Annotated in this window: 15 protein-coding genes, 1 tRNA gene and 1 pseudogene; 11 read left to right on the top strand and 6 right to left on the bottom strand. The window is 60.7% G+C overall.

What is annotated here, in order from left to right; all coding sequences use genetic code 11:
* The first annotated feature begins 63 nt into the window (after positions 1 to 63).
* Positions 64 to 261: a hypothetical protein gene (locus tag P7C00_RS10825; RefSeq protein ID WP_253167079.1), complete on the top strand. Its 198-nt coding sequence runs from the start codon at positions 64 to 66 to the stop codon at positions 259 to 261.
* 6 nt (positions 262 to 267) lie between these two features.
* Here the strand turns inward: P7C00_RS10825 and P7C00_RS10820 are convergent, their stop codons facing one another.
* Positions 268 to 501 (bottom strand): hypothetical protein, encoded by a 234-nt coding sequence (locus P7C00_RS10820; RefSeq protein WP_346631713.1) that lies wholly within the window; start codon positions 499 to 501, stop codon positions 268 to 270.
* 270 nt (positions 502 to 771) lie between these two features.
* On the opposite strand from P7C00_RS10820, the gene P7C00_RS10815 reads away from it, so the two are divergent.
* The 3 genes from P7C00_RS10815 to P7C00_RS10805 all read left to right on the top strand — a co-directional run bounded on the left by P7C00_RS10815 (position 772) and on the right by P7C00_RS10805 (position 3286).
* Positions 772 to 847, top strand: a tRNA-Asn gene (locus tag P7C00_RS10815).
* A 604-nt stretch (positions 848 to 1451) separates the two neighbouring features.
* The gene (locus tag P7C00_RS10810; protein WP_346631714.1) at positions 1452 to 2609 is read left to right on the top strand and encodes an MFS transporter; all 1158 of its coding nucleotides are present in this window, start codon (positions 1452 to 1454) and stop codon (positions 2607 to 2609) included.
* Positions 2610 to 2704: 95 nt separating this feature from the next.
* Positions 2705 to 3286, top strand: coding sequence for an SH3 domain-containing protein (locus tag P7C00_RS10805; RefSeq protein WP_346631715.1), 582 nt, complete (start codon positions 2705 to 2707; stop codon positions 3284 to 3286).
* Between the two features lie 62 nt (positions 3287 to 3348).
* Here P7C00_RS10805 and P7C00_RS10800 read toward each other — a convergent pair whose 3' ends face one another.
* From P7C00_RS10800 to P7C00_RS10790, 3 genes are all read right to left on the bottom strand, one after another.
* Positions 3349 to 4890 carry a nucleobase:cation symporter-2 family protein gene (locus tag P7C00_RS10800; protein WP_346631716.1) on the bottom strand — a complete coding sequence of 514 codons (1542 nt, stop codon included), beginning with the start codon at positions 4888 to 4890 and terminating at the stop codon, positions 3349 to 3351.
* 323 nt (positions 4891 to 5213) lie between these two features.
* The gene (locus tag P7C00_RS10795; protein ID WP_346631717.1) at positions 5214 to 6035 is read right to left on the bottom strand and encodes a hypothetical protein; all 822 of its coding nucleotides are present in this window, start codon (positions 6033 to 6035) and stop codon (positions 5214 to 5216) included.
* Between the two features lie 117 nt (positions 6036 to 6152).
* On the bottom strand, positions 6153 to 6977 hold the full coding sequence (locus tag P7C00_RS10790; protein WP_346631718.1) for an arylamine N-acetyltransferase: 825 nt from the start codon (positions 6975 to 6977) through the stop codon (positions 6153 to 6155).
* A gap of 241 nt (positions 6978 to 7218) precedes the next feature.
* Here P7C00_RS10790 and P7C00_RS10785 point away from each other — a divergent pair, with 241 nt between their 5' ends.
* Both P7C00_RS10785 and P7C00_RS10780 read left to right on the top strand, forming a co-directional pair.
* A complete protein-coding gene (locus P7C00_RS10785; protein ID WP_346631719.1) occupies positions 7219 to 7803 on the top strand; it encodes a GNAT family protein in 585 nt (194 codons plus the stop codon).
* A 30-nt stretch (positions 7804 to 7833) separates the two neighbouring features.
* Positions 7834 to 8358: a GNAT family N-acetyltransferase gene (locus P7C00_RS10780; RefSeq protein WP_346631720.1), complete on the top strand. Its 525-nt coding sequence runs from the start codon at positions 7834 to 7836 to the stop codon at positions 8356 to 8358.
* A gap of 1 nt (position 8359) precedes the next feature.
* Here the strand turns inward: P7C00_RS10780 and P7C00_RS10775 are convergent, their stop codons facing one another.
* Positions 8360 to 9931 carry a diguanylate cyclase gene (locus tag P7C00_RS10775; RefSeq protein ID WP_346631721.1) on the bottom strand — a complete coding sequence of 524 codons (1572 nt, stop codon included), beginning with the start codon at positions 9929 to 9931 and terminating at the stop codon, positions 8360 to 8362.
* 183 nt (positions 9932 to 10114) lie between these two features.
* Entirely contained in the window at positions 10115 to 10975 is an 861-nt protein-coding gene (locus P7C00_RS10770) for a LysR family transcriptional regulator (RefSeq protein ID WP_346631722.1), read from the bottom strand.
* A gap of 99 nt (positions 10976 to 11074) precedes the next feature.
* Here P7C00_RS10770 and P7C00_RS10765 point away from each other — a divergent pair, with 99 nt between their 5' ends.
* The 5 genes and pseudogenes from P7C00_RS10765 to P7C00_RS10745 all read left to right on the top strand — a co-directional run bounded on the left by P7C00_RS10765 (position 11075) and on the right by P7C00_RS10745 (position 15622).
* On the top strand, positions 11075 to 11725 hold the full coding sequence (locus P7C00_RS10765; RefSeq protein ID WP_346631723.1) for an NAD(P)H-dependent oxidoreductase: 651 nt from the start codon (positions 11075 to 11077) through the stop codon (positions 11723 to 11725).
* Positions 11726 to 12007: 282 nt separating this feature from the next.
* Positions 12008 to 12256 (top strand): annotated as a pseudogene (locus P7C00_RS10760) (ABC transporter permease); the annotation flags it as partial.
* Between the two features lie 20 nt (positions 12257 to 12276).
* The gene (locus P7C00_RS10755; protein WP_346631724.1) at positions 12277 to 13551 is read left to right on the top strand and encodes an ABC transporter ATP-binding protein; all 1275 of its coding nucleotides are present in this window, start codon (positions 12277 to 12279) and stop codon (positions 13549 to 13551) included.
* Positions 13548 to 14924 carry a polysaccharide pyruvyl transferase family protein gene (locus P7C00_RS10750; protein ID WP_404938903.1) on the top strand — a complete coding sequence of 459 codons (1377 nt, stop codon included), beginning with the start codon at positions 13548 to 13550 and terminating at the stop codon, positions 14922 to 14924. Before P7C00_RS10755 ends, P7C00_RS10750 begins: the two co-directional genes overlap by 4 nt.
* Before the next feature lie 5 nt (positions 14925 to 14929).
* Positions 14930 to 15622, top strand: a complete 693-nt coding sequence (locus P7C00_RS10745) for a 2OG-Fe(II) oxygenase family protein (protein WP_346631726.1) — start codon at positions 14930 to 14932, stop codon at positions 15620 to 15622.
* Positions 15623 to 15640: the final 18 nt, after the last annotated feature.

Raw genomic sequence — 15640 nt, 5'->3', positions numbered from 1 at the left:
CCCCTGCCTGGCCCCACAGCCTCTAGACTGTGACCCTGTGTTCCCCTGCTGATCGAGAAACCGATGAAAAACGATGACCTGCGGGCCGACCGCGACGAACTGGAGCATTACCTGCCTCGCTCGCAAAAACGCGAGAAAAGCCTGGTACTGCAAATTGCTCTCGGCGTATTTCTCGGCGGGCTGGCCTTGTGGCTGGTGCAACTGGCGGCCAGCTCGCTGATGGCCAAGCTGATGCTCGGCACCCTGACCTTTGGTGGCTGAGCAGCCTCAACCCTTCAGTTCAGCCAAACGTTGGCTGGCGGCATCATCAAAGGCCACGTACAGCGCCTCGGCCACCTGGCTCTTGATGGCCTTGGCACTTTCCAGCCCGAGGACAAAACCCTCGGCCTTACCGCCGGCACGATTCAGATCGGGCGCCGATCCGGCCTGAACAATGGCGTCCAACAGCTTGCTGGCCTGAGGCCCCACCCCTTTGGGCAGATTGATCTGCTCGATGCTCATGACAGCACCCCGCAGCGAGGTGCGAAAAACCGGGAAGGAACCTGGGACAAATCGAAGCGAATCATAAAGGTTTACCTCTGCGACTTAAGGCCGGCAGCGCGTGAAACCACTTCCGGGGAGCCATGGTAGCCCCTATCGGATCACGTATAGGCCCGCTAGCCGATAAAACCCTCGAAGTAATGTCAGCAGATCATTCAGATCCTCGCTGCACTGAAAAAAATATTCACGGCTTGTTGACTTCCCTTTCTGAATCAGTAAGATACGGCGCATTCCGCGATAGCTCAGTTGGTAGAGCAAGTGACTGTTAATCACTGGGTCCCTGGTTCGAGTCCAGGTCGTGGAGCCATATTCCTATACTGATTTGCCTTTTTCATCATGAGAGCGCCCTGCTCTTTCGGCCAATCAGCTCAAGCAAAACTCCCCAACGAATAAATAATCCGCCTGTCAGTCAGACCTGCGGATGCATCAGCGTTGCACGGCAGAAACTCCCTCGCCCCCCCCTGTTGCATTACCGCAAAGGCCTGACGTAGGCTGTGCGCCTCTCTATCCAAGCAGCCAGACGATGTGATGTTTCTGCCAGCACAGTCACCGTGCCCCTCCCCCTCGATGAGCCCCTCGGCAACCCTGGCTGTTGCCCAGCATGACTGCGCGATCAATCGTCGGCGCCGTAGCGTCCTGTTTGCCTTCACCTTCTCTCCGCACCCGGACACTCGCTAGCCGCGATTGAGCCTGGCACCGCGCCGCCACCTTTGCGCCGGTTGCAGGAGCTGACTCGCTAGCGAAGACGTCCTGACGAGCAACTACCACTCGATGACTGCTTCGCCGGCAAGCCGGCTTCTACGCCAATGGCACATGCCCGGCCATCGCCCGTATCTCGGCGTGCGTTGTTACGCAGCGTGCGCAACACCTCTATTGTTTGCCGCCTGAACCTTCAGGCGCGAGTCTTGATCATGAACAAAGCCTTGCTAGCCGCCCTGATCCTGGGCATTTCCATTGTCGGCCTGAGCATCGGTTCCACAGTGCCGATCCTTGCCCTGCGCCTGTATCAGGCCGGCGCGTCGAACAACCAGATTGGCATCATGTCAGCCCTGCCTGCGGCGGGCATGATGCTTTCGGCATTCCTGGTCAATGCCCTGTGCCAGCGCCTGACCCGGCGCCAGATCTACCTGCTGTGTTTCAGTTTCTGTGCCCTGAGCGTGGCAGCCCTGGAACTGCCGGGCGCCAGCCTCTTCAGCCTGGGATTGGCCCGAGTCGCCATGGGACTTGGGGCGGGGCTGATCATTATCCTCGGGGAAACCTGGGTCAATGAAATGGCCGAAGACGCCACCCGCGGCCGCTTGGTGGCGGTCTACACCACCTGTTTCACCTTCTTCCAACTGCTGGGCCCAGGCCTGGTGTCACTGCTGGGCACCGAGGGGCCGCTCGTACTCGCCATTGTCAGCCTAGGTTATGCCGTGGCGATCGCCGTGGTCTGGCTGACTCTGCCCCAGGAAGACACCCCAAGCCCTCACGAGGAAAGCCGGACCTTCTCGGTGCTGGGCTTTATCCGCATCGCCCCGGCGCTGTGCGTGGGCATATTGTTCTTCGCCTTCTTCGACAGCGTGGTGCTGTCACTATTTCCGGTGTACGCGGCTACGCATGGCTACAGCATCAAACTGGCGGCACTGATGGTGACCATCATTCTCCTGGGAGATACAGCGTTCCAGTTCCCCCTGGGCTGGCTCTCGGACAAGCTGGGGCGCCCGGGGATCTACCTCGGCTGCGGCATCATCGCCCTGCTGATCGGCCTGTGCCTGCCGCTGTTGATGGCGTCCCCCGGCCTGCTCTGGCCGAGCCTGGTCATCCTCGGCGCAGCGGCGGGCGGCATCTACACCCTGGCGATCGTGCTGATCGGGCAATCCTTCAGCGGAGCGGATCTGGTGACCGCCAATGCCAGCGCCGGTCTGCTCTGGGGCATCGGCAGCCTGCTGGGACCGCTGCTCAGTGGTGCCGCCATGAGTGGCGGCAGCTATGGCTTGCCCCTGACCCTGTCGGCCGCTGCCGCAGTGGTGGTGGTATTTGCTCTGTCCCTGGTGCGCCAGGGGCAGTTCAGCAAAGTCACGGAGTAAGTCACGCTTCTCGAAGAGGCGGCCTGGAAACATTCACAGGCGGCCTCTTTGTCATTACCATCGCGCCATCCGAATCCCCTGATGGAAACTCTGCGATGGACCGACCTCTGCGCCTGCTGTCCCTGTGCGGGCTGTTGTCTGTGTTACCCCTGCCGGCCCTGGCCGCCTCCACGGTGGATTGCGCCACTCTGAGCGACAACGCCTCCCTGGAAGCCGGCGAATACAGACCGCCCCTGGAAGCCAAGGTCATAGGCGAAGGACGGCTGCACTTTCACAGCGCGCCGAACGCCGCCTGCGTGAACCAGAAACTCTATGTGATTCCGGGCGACGGCCTGACCCTGTACGCCTCCACCGACAGCGGCTGGGCCCAAGTCATGTACATCGCCAAAAACGGCGAGGACTACAGTGGCTGGGTCGAGGAAAAACGCCTGCAACTGGGCGGTCACTACGGCGGCCCACAGCTGCCGGCCGAGGTCACGGCCTTTATCCAGCGTCACGAAGATTGCCAGCACTTTGCCGGCGAGGAAGCGTATGACGAGGAGCGCCGGGCCGAATTGGAGAAAGCCGTCAATGACGTCTGCGTCGGCCATGATCGCCAGCTCGCAACCTTGCGCGGGCAGTACAAGGACAACCCCGAGGTCTTGCAAGCCCTGGAGCCCCTGGACAACCTCGAATAATCACTCTTCGATAAAAAACGGCGCCTTTCAGGGCGCCGTTTTTTATGGCGAAACGATTGCACTCAGTGCGTGGTTTGCGCACTGCCTCGAGCATGGCTCGGTGCCGAACCGTCTCCTGGCGAATTCGACGACTGCCCCGAAACCTCAGCCACCAGCGGCACTTCATTGCCTTCGGCATCGTGCAGCTTGCCACCGCTGAAGTAGTCCCCTTCACGCAGCACGGCGATGTCCTGGAAGCGCAGGCTGCGCTCGGTGCCGGCGACGAACACCGACTGCTGGTCAGAGTTGCCCGCGGTGAAATGGTTGAACGCCAGGTTCAGCAGGATCGCCATGATCGCCGACGAGCTGATGCCCGAGTGGAAGATCGTCGCGAACCAGCTGGGGAAGTGATCGTAGAAGCTCGGCGCAGCAATCGGGATCATGCCGAAGCCGATGGAAGTTGCGACGATGATCAGGTTCATGTTGTTGCGGTAGTCGACCTTGGACAGGGTACGAATGCCACTGGCCGCCACGGTGCCAAACAGTACGATACCGGCACCGCCCAGCACCGAGGTGGGCACCGCAGCGATCACCCGCCCCATGAAGGGCAGCAGGCCGAGGATCACCAGAAACACGCCCCCGGTAGCCACCACAAAACGACTCTTGATTCCGGTGACCGCCACCAGCCCGACGTTCTGGGCAAAAGCACTCTGAGTAAAGGAACCGAAGATCGGCGCGATCATGCTCGACAGCATATCGGCACGCAAGCCATCTCCCAGGCGCTTGGAGTCAACCTTGGTATGGATGATTTCACCCACCGCCAGGATGTCCGCCGAGGTTTCCACCAGAGTCACCATGACCACGATGCACATCGACAGGATCGCCGCGACATGGAAAGTCGGCATACCGAAGTGGAACGGCGTGGGCAGGCCGAACATCGGCCCCTGGGCAACACCGGAGAAGTCCGCCATGCCCAGAAACACCGCGATCACCGTACCAATGACCATGGCCAGAAGAATCGACAGCCGGGAAATCGCCGCGCTGCCGATCTTGCTCAACAGCAGCACCAGCACCAGGGTGAGAGCCGCCAGACCGATGTTCGACATGCTGCCGAAATCCGCCGCGCGGCTATTGCCGCCCATGGCCCAGCGCGCCGCCACGGGCATCAGCGTCAAGCCGATGGTGGTGATGACAATGCCGGTGACCAGCGGGGGAAAGAACTTGGTAATGCGAGAGAACACCGGCGTAATCAGCAGGCCGATCAGCGAAGCCGCAATCACCGCCCCCAGAATTGACTGGAAGCCGCCCTCCCCGCTGCTGGTGACAATCGCCACCATGGTCGAAACGCCCGCAAAGGACACCCCTTGAACCAACGGCAGCTTGCAGCCGAAAAACGGCACACCAAGCGTTTGCAGCAAGGTTGCCAGCCCCCCTGCGAACAACGAAGCGGCGATCAGCAGGCCGATTTCCGCCGGCGACAGACCGGCTGCCTGGCCGACGATCAGTGGCACCGCAACGATACCGCCATACATGGTCAGAACGTGTTGCAGGCCATAAGCCATATTCGCGGCAATACCCAAATTTTCATCTTCGGGACGTTGCTGTGAAACCTGGGGCGTATTCATGGTGTGGGGTTCCCTGTTTTTGTTATGCGCACACTGTATGCAACAACAAAGACAACTGTCCATAGGATTGTATACAGTTTATCGGTCAACCTTCGGGCACTTTCCCCCTGCTGATTCACCGATAAAAAGCCCTGCTCGGACTGCGTGGATCACCCTCTTTCCAGCCTGAAAGGCCGCCCCAGAGCCACCACTCAACATCGGATTCACAGGGGCTGTGCAGCGCCCCTCCCCCCCTCGACCCCAGACCCACCTTCTGAAACGCAACGCAAAAAAAAGGTCGATCCATTGGCTGGATCGACCCTTACTGCACACAAAAAGACGAATCAGTTGGCCGGCACGCGGATCTTGTACACATTAGGTGCGATACGAATCCACTGATCGCTGACCAGCGGATAGACCCGGGTCCGCGCCGACAAGCGCAGCAGCTGCGAGTTGATGTCGGCCAGGGTCTTCACGTTGCCGTCACGCTGATAGCTCAGCATGTTGTCGCGCACATTGATGATGGTGTTCCAGGTGTCCTTGTTGTTGATGATGTACTGGGCATTGGTTTCGAATTGCTCACCCGGGTCATCATTGCGACCATTCGGACCGAGAAACAGGTTCCAGGGCATCCAGGTGTAGAAGCCATGGAAGGTGTCCCAACCCAGAGGCCGTGGCGGCACGCCCGCATTGGCCCGCACCACGCCCCGACCGATCTCCTCGAGCAAAGTCTTGGCCTGGTCATAGTCCGCCGCTACCGGCGGGGTGACGTTGACCCGATTGTCCTGGCCATAGCTGAGGAAACGCCCGCCAAAACCGTCCCAGAAGCCCTTCAGCTCCTTCAAGTGCCCACGCTGCACCACGGACATGTAGAAATCCCGCAGTTGGTTATAGGCGATGATGTGGTGCCGGCTCACCGGCACCGTGAACGCTGGCCCGACTCCGGAAGTCTTGAGATCGGCGCTGTAGTTGTCGGACGGTGGATAGGGCGACCCGGCCCGGGCGTCCATGCTCAAGTTGTAGTTGCCGTCGGGGTTGGGGACCGCGAAGCTGCTGGTGGAACACAGGCTGACCACTGCCAGCAGCGCGGCGAACAGCCCCTGCTTGAAACGCCGCAGCGGTGTTGCGGTACTGCTGGACACCGTGGATCGATATATTTTCTGCATGATTCTCTCCATAGAAAATTGCCGGTTTGCCGGTGGATTCTATGGAGCGCCAGTCTGGGAATTTAATCGGGAAGCACTTCCGTATTCGGCTCCCACCCCCGGTGCGGCAGGTCGTGATCAGTCCTCCAGCAAGCCTTCGAGCACTCGCGACAGCTCGGGATGCTCCGGCAGACGCAAGGCAAACTCGTCTCGCAACAACTGCATCAGTTCCCCCGCATCGGTGATCTGCCGCCGCTCGCTGGGCAGCCCCATGCGATGCAAGGCGTAGTTGCCGTTATTCAGGGTTCGACGCACCCCCGGCCCGATCAGCGCCACCTTCAACTGGCCGAGGAAAGGTGAATCACGGTGAGTCGAGACGTACCAGTTGCCCATTTCGTAGTCCACATCGCCCTGTATCTGCAGATCGAAGACGTACAGGGCCCGCCACTCATCCATGACCTTGGCGCGCAGGGTGTAACTGCCGTCTCGCTGGGTAATGCGATAGGGCTCGTGGGGCGTCGCCTGCTCTGCTTCGGTATCCAGCAGCAAGGGCGCCGTGGGCACCATGCCGCCGAAGCCGACATCGGCGATGTAGCGCTGTCCGTCCAAGTGCACCAGCGTCAACCTGTGACTGCGCGCGGTGAGCGCATCTTCCGGCCCCCCCATGACCACCCGCCCGGTGATGCCTCGGGCCTCGTAGCCCAGATGCTGCAACAACACCAGGAAGGTCTGATTGAGTTCATAGCAATACCCACCGCGCCCTTCTTGGAGAATCTTGCGTTCCACCGTACCCAGGTCGATGGGCACCGGCAGCCGCAACAAGGTGGAAAGGCTCTCGAAGGCAAACTCGCAGACATGCCGCCATTGCAGCTCCCGCAGGGTTTCCAGGGTCGGCGGCGGCGCGCTGGGGTAACCCAGTCGGCGTAAATAGAGGTCAATGTTCATCAGGTGCGGCTGGCTCATGCACAAATCCTTGAAATGAGTGTCGCGCAGGGCTGCGGAGAATCTTGTGCCGATCCGTTTGTCCAGCACCGGCCCCTGCCAGGTCGAGGATATGTATAAGCCAGAAACGGGGTAATCCAACAATCGATTCGGCTGATATTTTTTATCGCATTGGCCCCGGATTGGCTCTTGCCAAGACCTGGCGGTGATTCTGTAATAGCCAGCGCCCAGCCCCTTCGCCCCACCTGGAGAGCCACACGCCATGCCACCACTGGAAGGCCCGCGGATCATTCTGCGTCCCCTGCAAGCCAGCGATGCCGACGCCCTGGTCAATGCCGCACAGGACGGTGAACTGTGGAACCTGCCCTTCACCGTGGTGCCCTCTCCCAGCACCATCGATCATTACCTGGAGGTGGCGCTCAAGGGGCGCGAGGCCGGCAGCGTGCAACCCTTTGTCACCTTGCTCAGGTCTACAGGCGAAGTCATAGGCTGTACCCGCTTCTGGAAGATCGACCCGAACAACCGCAAGCTGGAAATCGGCAGCACCTGGATCGCCAGCCGCTGGCAGCGCAGCTTCGTCAACACCGAGGCCAAGTACCTGATGCTGCGCCACGCATTCGAAGACATGGCCTGCGTACGGGTGCAGTTCACCACCGACGAAATCAACCATAAATCCCGCGCGGCGATCCTGCGTCTCGGCGCACACCAGGAAGGCATTGTGCGTCACGAGCGCATCATGCCCGATGGCCGCAAGCGAAACTCCGTACGGTTCAGCATCATCGATGATGAGTGGCCCGCCGTACGCCAGCATCTGCAACACCTGCTCGGCCAGTCCTGGCCGCGCTGAATCTCGGCAATCACCTACAAGGATGCAGTCATGTCTACCCCCCTCTCCTTTCGTCAAGGCCGCCATGAGGACGCCCTGTGTATCAGCGGCCTCGCCACCCAGGTCTTCCTCGACACCTATGCCACTGACGGCATGCGTGCCGATCTGGCCGAGGAAGCCTTGAGCGTCTACGCGCCTCAGCAGTTCCAGCAGCGCCTGGCGGACCCTCACAGAATCCTGCTGCTGGCAGAACGCAATGAACACGTGCTGGGCTTCGTGGAAATCGCCAACAGCACCCGGGCGCCCCAGGCACATCTGGCTCAAGGAATGGAGTTGGTGCGGTTGTATGTACAGCGACACGCTCATCGACAAGGCGTCGGCCAAGCGCTGTTGCGGCAAGCCGAAAACTTCGCCCGGACGCAACGGGCACCCTGCCTGTGGCTCACCGCCTGGTCGGAAAATCATTCGGCGCTGGCCTTCTACCGGGCCCAGGGATATGACGCTACAGGCACCACCACCTATGAGTTTGGTGGCAATACCTACGCCAATCAGATCTTTTGCAAAGCCTGGCAATGACTCAACGGTCGGAGCGCTGTAGCAGGTCCTCGGCGCTCTCCACAGCCAGGGCCATCACCCGGTTGCGACCCGTGGCCTTGGCCTGATACAGCGCAGCATCCGCCCGCTCAATGAAGACCTCGATGCTGTCACGCCCCGAGGGCACGAAGGAGTAGCAGCCCAGGCTGATGGTCACGCGCCCCACTGGAGAGCCGGAGTGGCTGATGTTGTGCTCCATGACGCTCTGGCGAATCTGTTCGGCCATGGCCAGGGCACCGTGTATATCGGTATCGGGCAGCAGCACCGCGAACTCTTCCCCGCCATAACGCACGGCCAGATCGGTCTTGCGTTGACAGCATCCCTTCAGCGCCTGAGCCACTTGCGCCAGACAATGGTCGCCGGCCACATGGCCGTAGGTGTCGTTGTAACGCTTGAAGTAATCGATATCGGCCATGATCAGGCTCAGCGCAGTGCCCTGCCGTGCCCCACGACCGAACTCGATCTCCAGGGAGCGTTCGAACAGACGCCGATTGCCCAGACCGGTCAGGCTGTCATGGGTGGCAATCACCTCCAACGCCTCCTGGGCCTTGCGCAGGTCGGTTTCGATCCGCTCGTTGTTGCGCACCTGGCTCACGAACACCCAGCCGAACAGCCCCACTCCCAGCAGCACCAGAGCGACGATGGCTGTGGATTGATAGGCCGAGGCGTACCAGCCCTTGAGAATAGAATCCTTGGAGTTTGCCGCCGCCACCACCAGCGGATACGCCTGCAACTGGCGATAGCCATACAAGCGCGTCACCCCATCCACGATCGAGGTGATCATGGCGTTGCCGGAGGTGGCCTCGGGCAGGTACTTGCTGAAGATCTCGCCCCGGGACAGGGAGGCGCCCACCTGCCGCTCCTCGAACGGCCGCCGTGCGATCAGGGTGCCATCGGACAACGCCAGGAACATCACGCCCTGCTCGTCGATATTGAAGCTTTTGAAGAATTGGTCGAAGTACGCCAGCTTGATGCCGGCCATCAGCACTCCCTGGAAATTCCCGTCCTGGTCATTGATCCGCCGCGAAATGGGGATGATCCACTCGCCATTGGCGCGACTGCGAATCGCCGGGCTGATATGCGCCTGCAGCGAAGCGTTCTGCTGGTGGAACCTGAAGTAGTCGCGGTCCGCCACATCCTTGCCGTGAGGCGAATCGTTAAAGGAACTGACGACCCACTGGCCTTCCTTGTCATAGAGAAACACCCCGCTGAGCTGCACCAGGGCCTGTACCCGGCGGGCAAAGATCTGTTGCAGGCGCTGGCGCTGACGGGGCCCTTCACCGATGGCCTGGATCCACTCGGAAAGGCTCATCAACACCAGGTCGGCTTCCATGAAGGTGTCCTCCGCCTGCTGGGCAATGGCCCGAGTCAGGTTGGTGGAGTTGACCTCTGCCTGCATCAGGTCATGGCGCCAGGACTGCTCCAGCTGGAGGTAGAGCAAACCGCACAGGCACAGGAACACCGTGGCGATGAAGGCCACCGCGGCCTTGAGCAGCGGCAAACGCTTCAGGGTGCCGCCCGGGGCGTGTTGAGAGTCGTAAATGGGGACAGGCAAAAGGATCGTCCTGACGGGAAAGGCCTGAGCTACAGGGCAGATCCCTGGTTGTTTTCGAGACTGGCTCAATGACCAGCCCCCTGTAAAGCATCGGTTCCGTGGCATTCGAACGCAGGCTGGGGCCGCTCGCAACCGCATTCGATCTTGCCCCACCCAGGGGTTATCGGCCGCAGAGGGCGATGCCTAAAGCGCGGATCGCCGGCTGGAACAATATTCGACGATGACCTGAGTCAGCGCCGCCACAACGGCCGGGTCCGCGTCGGGGGCAGTAAACAGTCGAAACTGAGCCTGAGGCAACTCTGGCAAACCGTATTCCGCCCCCAGTGCACAGAGCCCTGCTCCCAACTGACTGACCGCCATGGGCGCCACGGCGAAGCCCGACAGCACCGCTGCACGCAAGGCCGAATTGCTGCTGCAGAGCATGGCGGTACGCTGGGCAATGCCGGCTTTGGCCAACCGCCCCAAGGCCACCGCCCGATAAGGACAAGGCTCAGGAAACAGCGCCAGAGGCAAAGGCTCGGGCAAAGGCGTCACTGATGGCGGCAGACCGGCCCAGACCAGGGGTTCGGACCAGAGCAACTGGCCCGGCGCTGCTGTTTCGCACAAGGACCCCACCACCAGCTGCAAACTGCCCTGGGCCAGAAGATCCAGGAGGGTACCAGGAATGCTCACCTGCACATCAAGCTGGATCCCCGGGAACTGCCCGGCAAAATCCAGCAATGCACGCAGCAGACGGGGCTCGGCAAAATCCTCCGACAATCCAATTCCTACACGCCCGTGGAATGGCACCCGGGTCAACTCGGTCCAGGCGTCGCGGTTCAACGCCAGAATGGCCCGGGCGTAGGCCATCAGCCGCTCGCCATCGGCTGTCAGTTGCTGTGAACGGGTGGTGCGTTGCAACAGCGGCTTGCCGACCTGCTGTTCCAGGCGCCGCAGATGGCCGCTGACCGCCGACTGGGTCAAATGCAGTTTGTGCGCCGCACGACTGAACCCCTGCTCATCGACAACCGCGACAAAGGTGCGGAGTAGCAAGGCATCAAACATATTTCAATACTCCATCAATAAGACTGCAATCGACAATTTATATTTAAAAAACAACTATGTTGCAATAGCGGTCATCCCTGCCCACCAAGAGACTCGTTCATGACCCGGCTTCTGCACATCCAATGCTCCCCTCGCTTGCGTCGCTCTGCCTCCCAGGAAATCGCCCGCAGTTTTATCCAGCGCTATCAACAACAGGTACCCGACACCCAAGCCAGCACCCTGGACCTGTGGAGCCTGGAACTGCCGGAGCTCGATCAAACGGCAATGGACGCCAAGTACGCCCGACTCGCCGGCCAGCCGTTGAATGCTGGCGAGCAAGCCGCTTGGGACCGACTCCAGGAACTCGCCGCCCCTCTGCATCAAGCCGACCTGCTGGTGCTCTCCGTACCGCTGTGGAATTTCAGCATTCCCTACAAGCTCAAGCATTTCATTGACCTGGTATCGCACCAGGGAGTCCTCTTCAGCTTCGACCCCGAGCACGGGCTGCAGGGCCTGTTGCGCAACAAGACAGCGGTGGTGAGCTACGCCCGCGGCCTGGATTTTTCAGCCCAGTCGAACACTCCGGCCCAAGCGTTCGATTTCCAGAAACCCTACATCGAGGCCTGGCTGAACTTCATCGGCATTGCCGACCAGCACTCGCTGGTGGTGGAGAAAACCATTCTCGGGCCTGACATCGACCAGGCCTCCCGGCAAGCGACCGCGCGCCAGGCACAAGACCTGGCCGAGTATCTGGCAGCACGCCGCCCCTGATACCCGTAAAAGGCCGGTGGAGCAGTTGACAGCTTCCGCCGGTTCCCGACCTGCCTGCGCCCCCTCACCCAGACGGAACTCCTTCCGCTTCTTCGTCTTTTCTCAACAGGCATCCCCTCATCGACGTGGGTCATCAAAAAGCTCACAAAAACACCGTCGAATCATGCATTTGTGGTCTATACACAACTCATAAAATATTCGATTCAAACCGCCGTCCCGTTCCTGTGAATTTCCAGGTCGTACGGATGGCGGTGTTGGAAGTTGATCACCAAGGAGCGGACGTTGATTGGGGGTAACACGCTTAACCGTTTCACGTTCAGGCCCTGGCACCATCGGGAACTGCTATTGGCACTGATCGAGCGTGAGGTCACAGGCCGCTATCGAGGATCGATCGCCGGCCTGCTCTGGTCCTTCCTCAACCCTCTGCTCATGCTGCTGGTGCTCACCGGCATGATGATCTTCAACCTATTTTCAGAATGCATCAGCCGTGCACCGGGACTGATCCCGAGTAACGTCAACTACGTGAAAGAAGGCCCACCAGGGGTTTGCCGATGTGCTCTGACCCAGTGATCAAGACCCAGGGCCTGGGCAAGTGCTATCAGATCTACGACCAGCCTCGAGATCGTCTGCTGCAATTGCTGCTGCCTCGCGGCAAACAGCGCTATCGCGAGTTCTGGGCCTTGAAAGAGGTCTCCCTGGAGATTCGCAAAGGCGAAGCCCTGGGCATCATCGGGCGCAACGGCAGCGGCAAATCGACCTTGCTGCAACTGATTTGCGGCACCACCGGTGCCTCTTGCGGCAGCCTGACCCGCCACGGCCGGATCGCTGCCTTGCTGGAGCTGGGCTCGGGATTCAATCCGGAGTTCACCGGCCGCGAGAACGTCTACCTGAACGGTGCGGTGCTGGGGCTCAAGCGCACGGAAATCGAAGCACGCTTCGAGGAAATCGCCGCCTTCGCCAATATCGGTGAGTTCATCGACCAGCCCACCCGGACCTACTCCAGCGGCATGCTGGTACGCCTGGCCTTTGCCGTCTCGGTGTGCGTGGAGCCGGACATCCTGATTGTCGATGAAGCCCTGGCCGTCGGCGACGCGTCCTTTCAGTTCAAGTGCCTGGAGCGCCTCGAGCGCCTGACGCGGCAAGGCATGACCCTGCTGTTCGTGTCTCACGACATGAGCCTGATCAAGCGCTTCTGCAACCGCGCCGTGTATCTGCGCAACGGCGAAATACGCGCCAGTGGCGCGCCGGAAACGATGGCCGAGCTCTACCTGCTGGACATGCGCGACGAACAGCGACGCTGGGCCAGCGCCGGCGCCGTCCAGGTCACGGCCAAGACAGCGCTCAACCCGGAACACGGCATAGCTTTTGGCACCAATGAAGGACGCATCACTTCGGCGGTCTTCAGCAACACCGGGGCGTTGTACTCGAGCTTTGTCCATGGCGACACCATCGAGATCGCCATCGACACGCTCGTCAGCGACACCGTCACCCGCCCCAACATCAGCCTGACCATCCAGGAGGCCAGGCTGCTGGTGATCAGCGGAATCAATGCGCCTCTGCAGAGCAGCGCCTCGGAAGATGGCTGGCGCCGCGCTTCGATCCGTCTGCAGTTCGCAGCCAACCTGGCTGCCGGGCGTTACCACATCACCCTCAAGCTGATGGATGGCGAAACGGAAGAAACCTCCCACCTGATTGAAAAGCAGGTCGCCCTCCTGGCCTTCGACACTCTGCCGGGCAACAAGCACTTTCTGGGCATGGTCGACTTGCACATCAAGCCCGTCACCCGCGAAGGGCAAACAACCAGGACGATCGAGGAACACTCATGAAGGACAAGGAGTGGCAGGTAGCGATCTTCGGTACCTTTGACGTGGCCAACTACGGCGATCTGTTGTTTCCCCTCATCGCCGCAGCCGAGTTGCAGGCGCGCTTGGGCACTGTGCACCTGCATGCTTTCTCCTATAACGCCCGCACCACACCACAGTGGCCCTACACCGTCACCTCGGTCAGCGAGCTGCCCCGGTTGATCGAGACCCTGGACGGGGTACTGATCGGAGGGGGGTTCATCATCCGCTTCGACAAACTGGTGGCCCCGGGGTATTACCCGCCAGACCCGCAGATCCACCATCCCACGGGTTATTGGCTGTCCCCCGCACTGATTGCCCTGCAGCACGATGTACCACTGATCTGGAATGCCCCGGGCATGCACTGCAACAACGTGCCGACCTGGGCGGTCCCTCTGGTCAAACGGGCCCTGGAACTCAGCCCCCACGTACAAGTACGGGATACCTTGTCTCAAGACACCCTGTCGGCGCTGAGCGATCAGGCCCGGGTCGAGGTACTGCCGGATACCGCATTCGGCCTGCCCAACCTGATCGACCTGCAGCAGCCCTCCGTGGAATACCGCCAACTCTGTGAACAGGCCGGCTTGCACGGGCCCTATCTGGTGTTGCATGCGATTGCCGGCCTGGAGGGGTTCCTGCAACTGTGGAAAACCCACAACCCGCTGTTTGCCCAGTGGCAGTTGCTGCTGTTGCCCATCGGCCCGGTACTGGGAGATCACGAATCGATTCTTGGCGACGACCTGCCAAGGGCCATATGCCTGCCCACTTGGCCAGCACCGCTGCTGCTGGCCGAAATCCTCGGCCACGCCCAAGGCGTGATCGGCCACAGTTACCACCTGGCGATCACCGCCCTGGCCTTCGGTGTGCCCCTTTTCAGCTCGGCCCGCCTGGACCTGGGCAAGTACACCGCCCTCAGGGACTACGAAGGAATCCACCCCCTGCACGCTGTTCAAGAGATAGATCCCCAGTGGTTCCTGGAGCGCCTGGTGCGGCGTACGCCCTGCCCGCACCTGGTCGATGCCCGAGAGCAATTGCAGCGCCATTGGGATCGAGTCGCCGAACTCATCAGCCAGGGCCGCCGCCCCACCCGCCAGTCAATGGACCGACTCTGGCAGACACTGCCTGGACTACTGGAAGAGAGTCATCTGGACTGGCGTGAGGAATGCCTGGAAAAACAGGCTGAGCTGGAGGCAATGCACAAGCAAATGGAACAGTTGAAACAACAACAGTGGCAACAACAGGAACTCATGGGACACGCCTGCGGCGAACTCGATCGGGTATATCGCTCCAGCTCCTTTCGCATCACTGCGCCACTGCGTTCCCTTCGACGCCGTTTCAACCATCTACTGGGAAGATGAACAGGATGCTAGATCTGACGATGCTCACCAAACGGCCGTTGCACAGCCAACCTTTTCGCTGGGGCCAGATCGATGGTCTGTACACAGCGCAAGACGCTGCTGCGTTGGCAGCGACCTACCCCCATGACGCCTTCAAGCGGGTCTATGGATATGGTGGCGAAAAAGACTATGAGTACCAGGCGCGGCAATTGGTGGAAATGGGCACTGGGCGCATCGTCCACCCCGAAGGGCTTAGCCCCGCATGGCTGGCGCTCGCTACAGAACTGACCTCAGCGGCCTATCGTCTGGCGATGTCGACACTGACTGACCTGGACCTGCGCACAGCCCCCATGGAAATCAATGTATTTCACTATGGACCGCAGGCCTGCCTGGGCCCCCATCCCGACCTCAGCGACAAGCTGGTGACCCATATCCTGTATTTCAACGAATCCTGGGACATCAAAGAGGGTGGCTGCCTGAACATCCTCGGCTCTGCGGATCCGACAGATGTGGTAGCAGTGATCCCGCCTCTGGTCGGTAACTCTGCCGTCCTGGTGCGTGCCGAGCATTCATGGCACGCCGTATCGCAGGTAGTGGACAACTGCCGGACCTCACGCCGCAGCATGACCGTGACCTTCTACCGTGCCGGCTCTCTCAGCTCGATGTGGCCAGCCGATGAACAGACTCCTCTGCATGACTATGAAGGGCCTCATGACTAAACCCTGCGCAAACCTGAA

The sequence above is a fragment of the Pseudomonas sp. JDS08PS003 genome (assembly GCF_045013505.1).
GTDB classification, from domain to species: domain Bacteria; phylum Pseudomonadota; class Gammaproteobacteria; order Pseudomonadales; family Pseudomonadaceae; genus Aquipseudomonas; species Aquipseudomonas protegens_B.
Note: the sequence above shows the minus strand (reverse complement) of the source record. Positions and strands in the feature narration are given on the sequence as shown.

Bases quoted from the DNA above. Each gene is read 5' to 3' on its own strand.
- P7C00_RS10795 (WP_346631717.1), bottom strand. From the start codon at position 6,035: ATGCAGAAAATATATCGATCCACGGTGTCCAGCAGTACCGCAACACCG.
- P7C00_RS10750 (WP_404938903.1), top strand. From the start codon at position 13,548: ATGAAGGACAAGGAGTGGCAGGTAGCGATCTTCGGTACCTTTGACGTG.
- P7C00_RS10765 (WP_346631723.1), top strand. From the start codon at position 11,075: ATGACCCGGCTTCTGCACATCCAATGCTCCCCTCGCTTGCGTCGCTCT.
- P7C00_RS10785 (WP_346631719.1), top strand. From the start codon at position 7,219: ATGCCACCACTGGAAGGCCCGCGGATCATTCTGCGTCCCCTGCAAGCC.
- P7C00_RS10780 (WP_346631720.1), top strand. From the start codon at position 7,834: ATGTCTACCCCCCTCTCCTTTCGTCAAGGCCGCCATGAGGACGCCCTG.
- P7C00_RS10790 (WP_346631718.1), bottom strand. From the start codon at position 6,977: ATGAGCCAGCCGCACCTGATGAACATTGACCTCTATTTACGCCGACTG.
- P7C00_RS10825 (WP_253167079.1), top strand. From the start codon at position 64: ATGAAAAACGATGACCTGCGGGCCGACCGCGACGAACTGGAGCATTAC.
- P7C00_RS10810 (WP_346631714.1), top strand. From the start codon at position 1,452: ATGAACAAAGCCTTGCTAGCCGCCCTGATCCTGGGCATTTCCATTGTC.
- P7C00_RS10800 (WP_346631716.1), bottom strand. From the start codon at position 4,890: ATGAATACGCCCCAGGTTTCACAGCAACGTCCCGAAGATGAAAATTTG.
- P7C00_RS10755 (WP_346631724.1), top strand. From the start codon at position 12,277: ATGTGCTCTGACCCAGTGATCAAGACCCAGGGCCTGGGCAAGTGCTAT.
- P7C00_RS10745 (WP_346631726.1), top strand. From the start codon at position 14,930: ATGCTAGATCTGACGATGCTCACCAAACGGCCGTTGCACAGCCAACCT.
- P7C00_RS10805 (WP_346631715.1), top strand. From the start codon at position 2,705: ATGGACCGACCTCTGCGCCTGCTGTCCCTGTGCGGGCTGTTGTCTGTG.
- P7C00_RS10770 (WP_346631722.1), bottom strand. From the start codon at position 10,975: ATGTTTGATGCCTTGCTACTCCGCACCTTTGTCGCGGTTGTCGATGAG.
- P7C00_RS10820 (WP_346631713.1), bottom strand. From the start codon at position 501: ATGAGCATCGAGCAGATCAATCTGCCCAAAGGGGTGGGGCCTCAGGCC.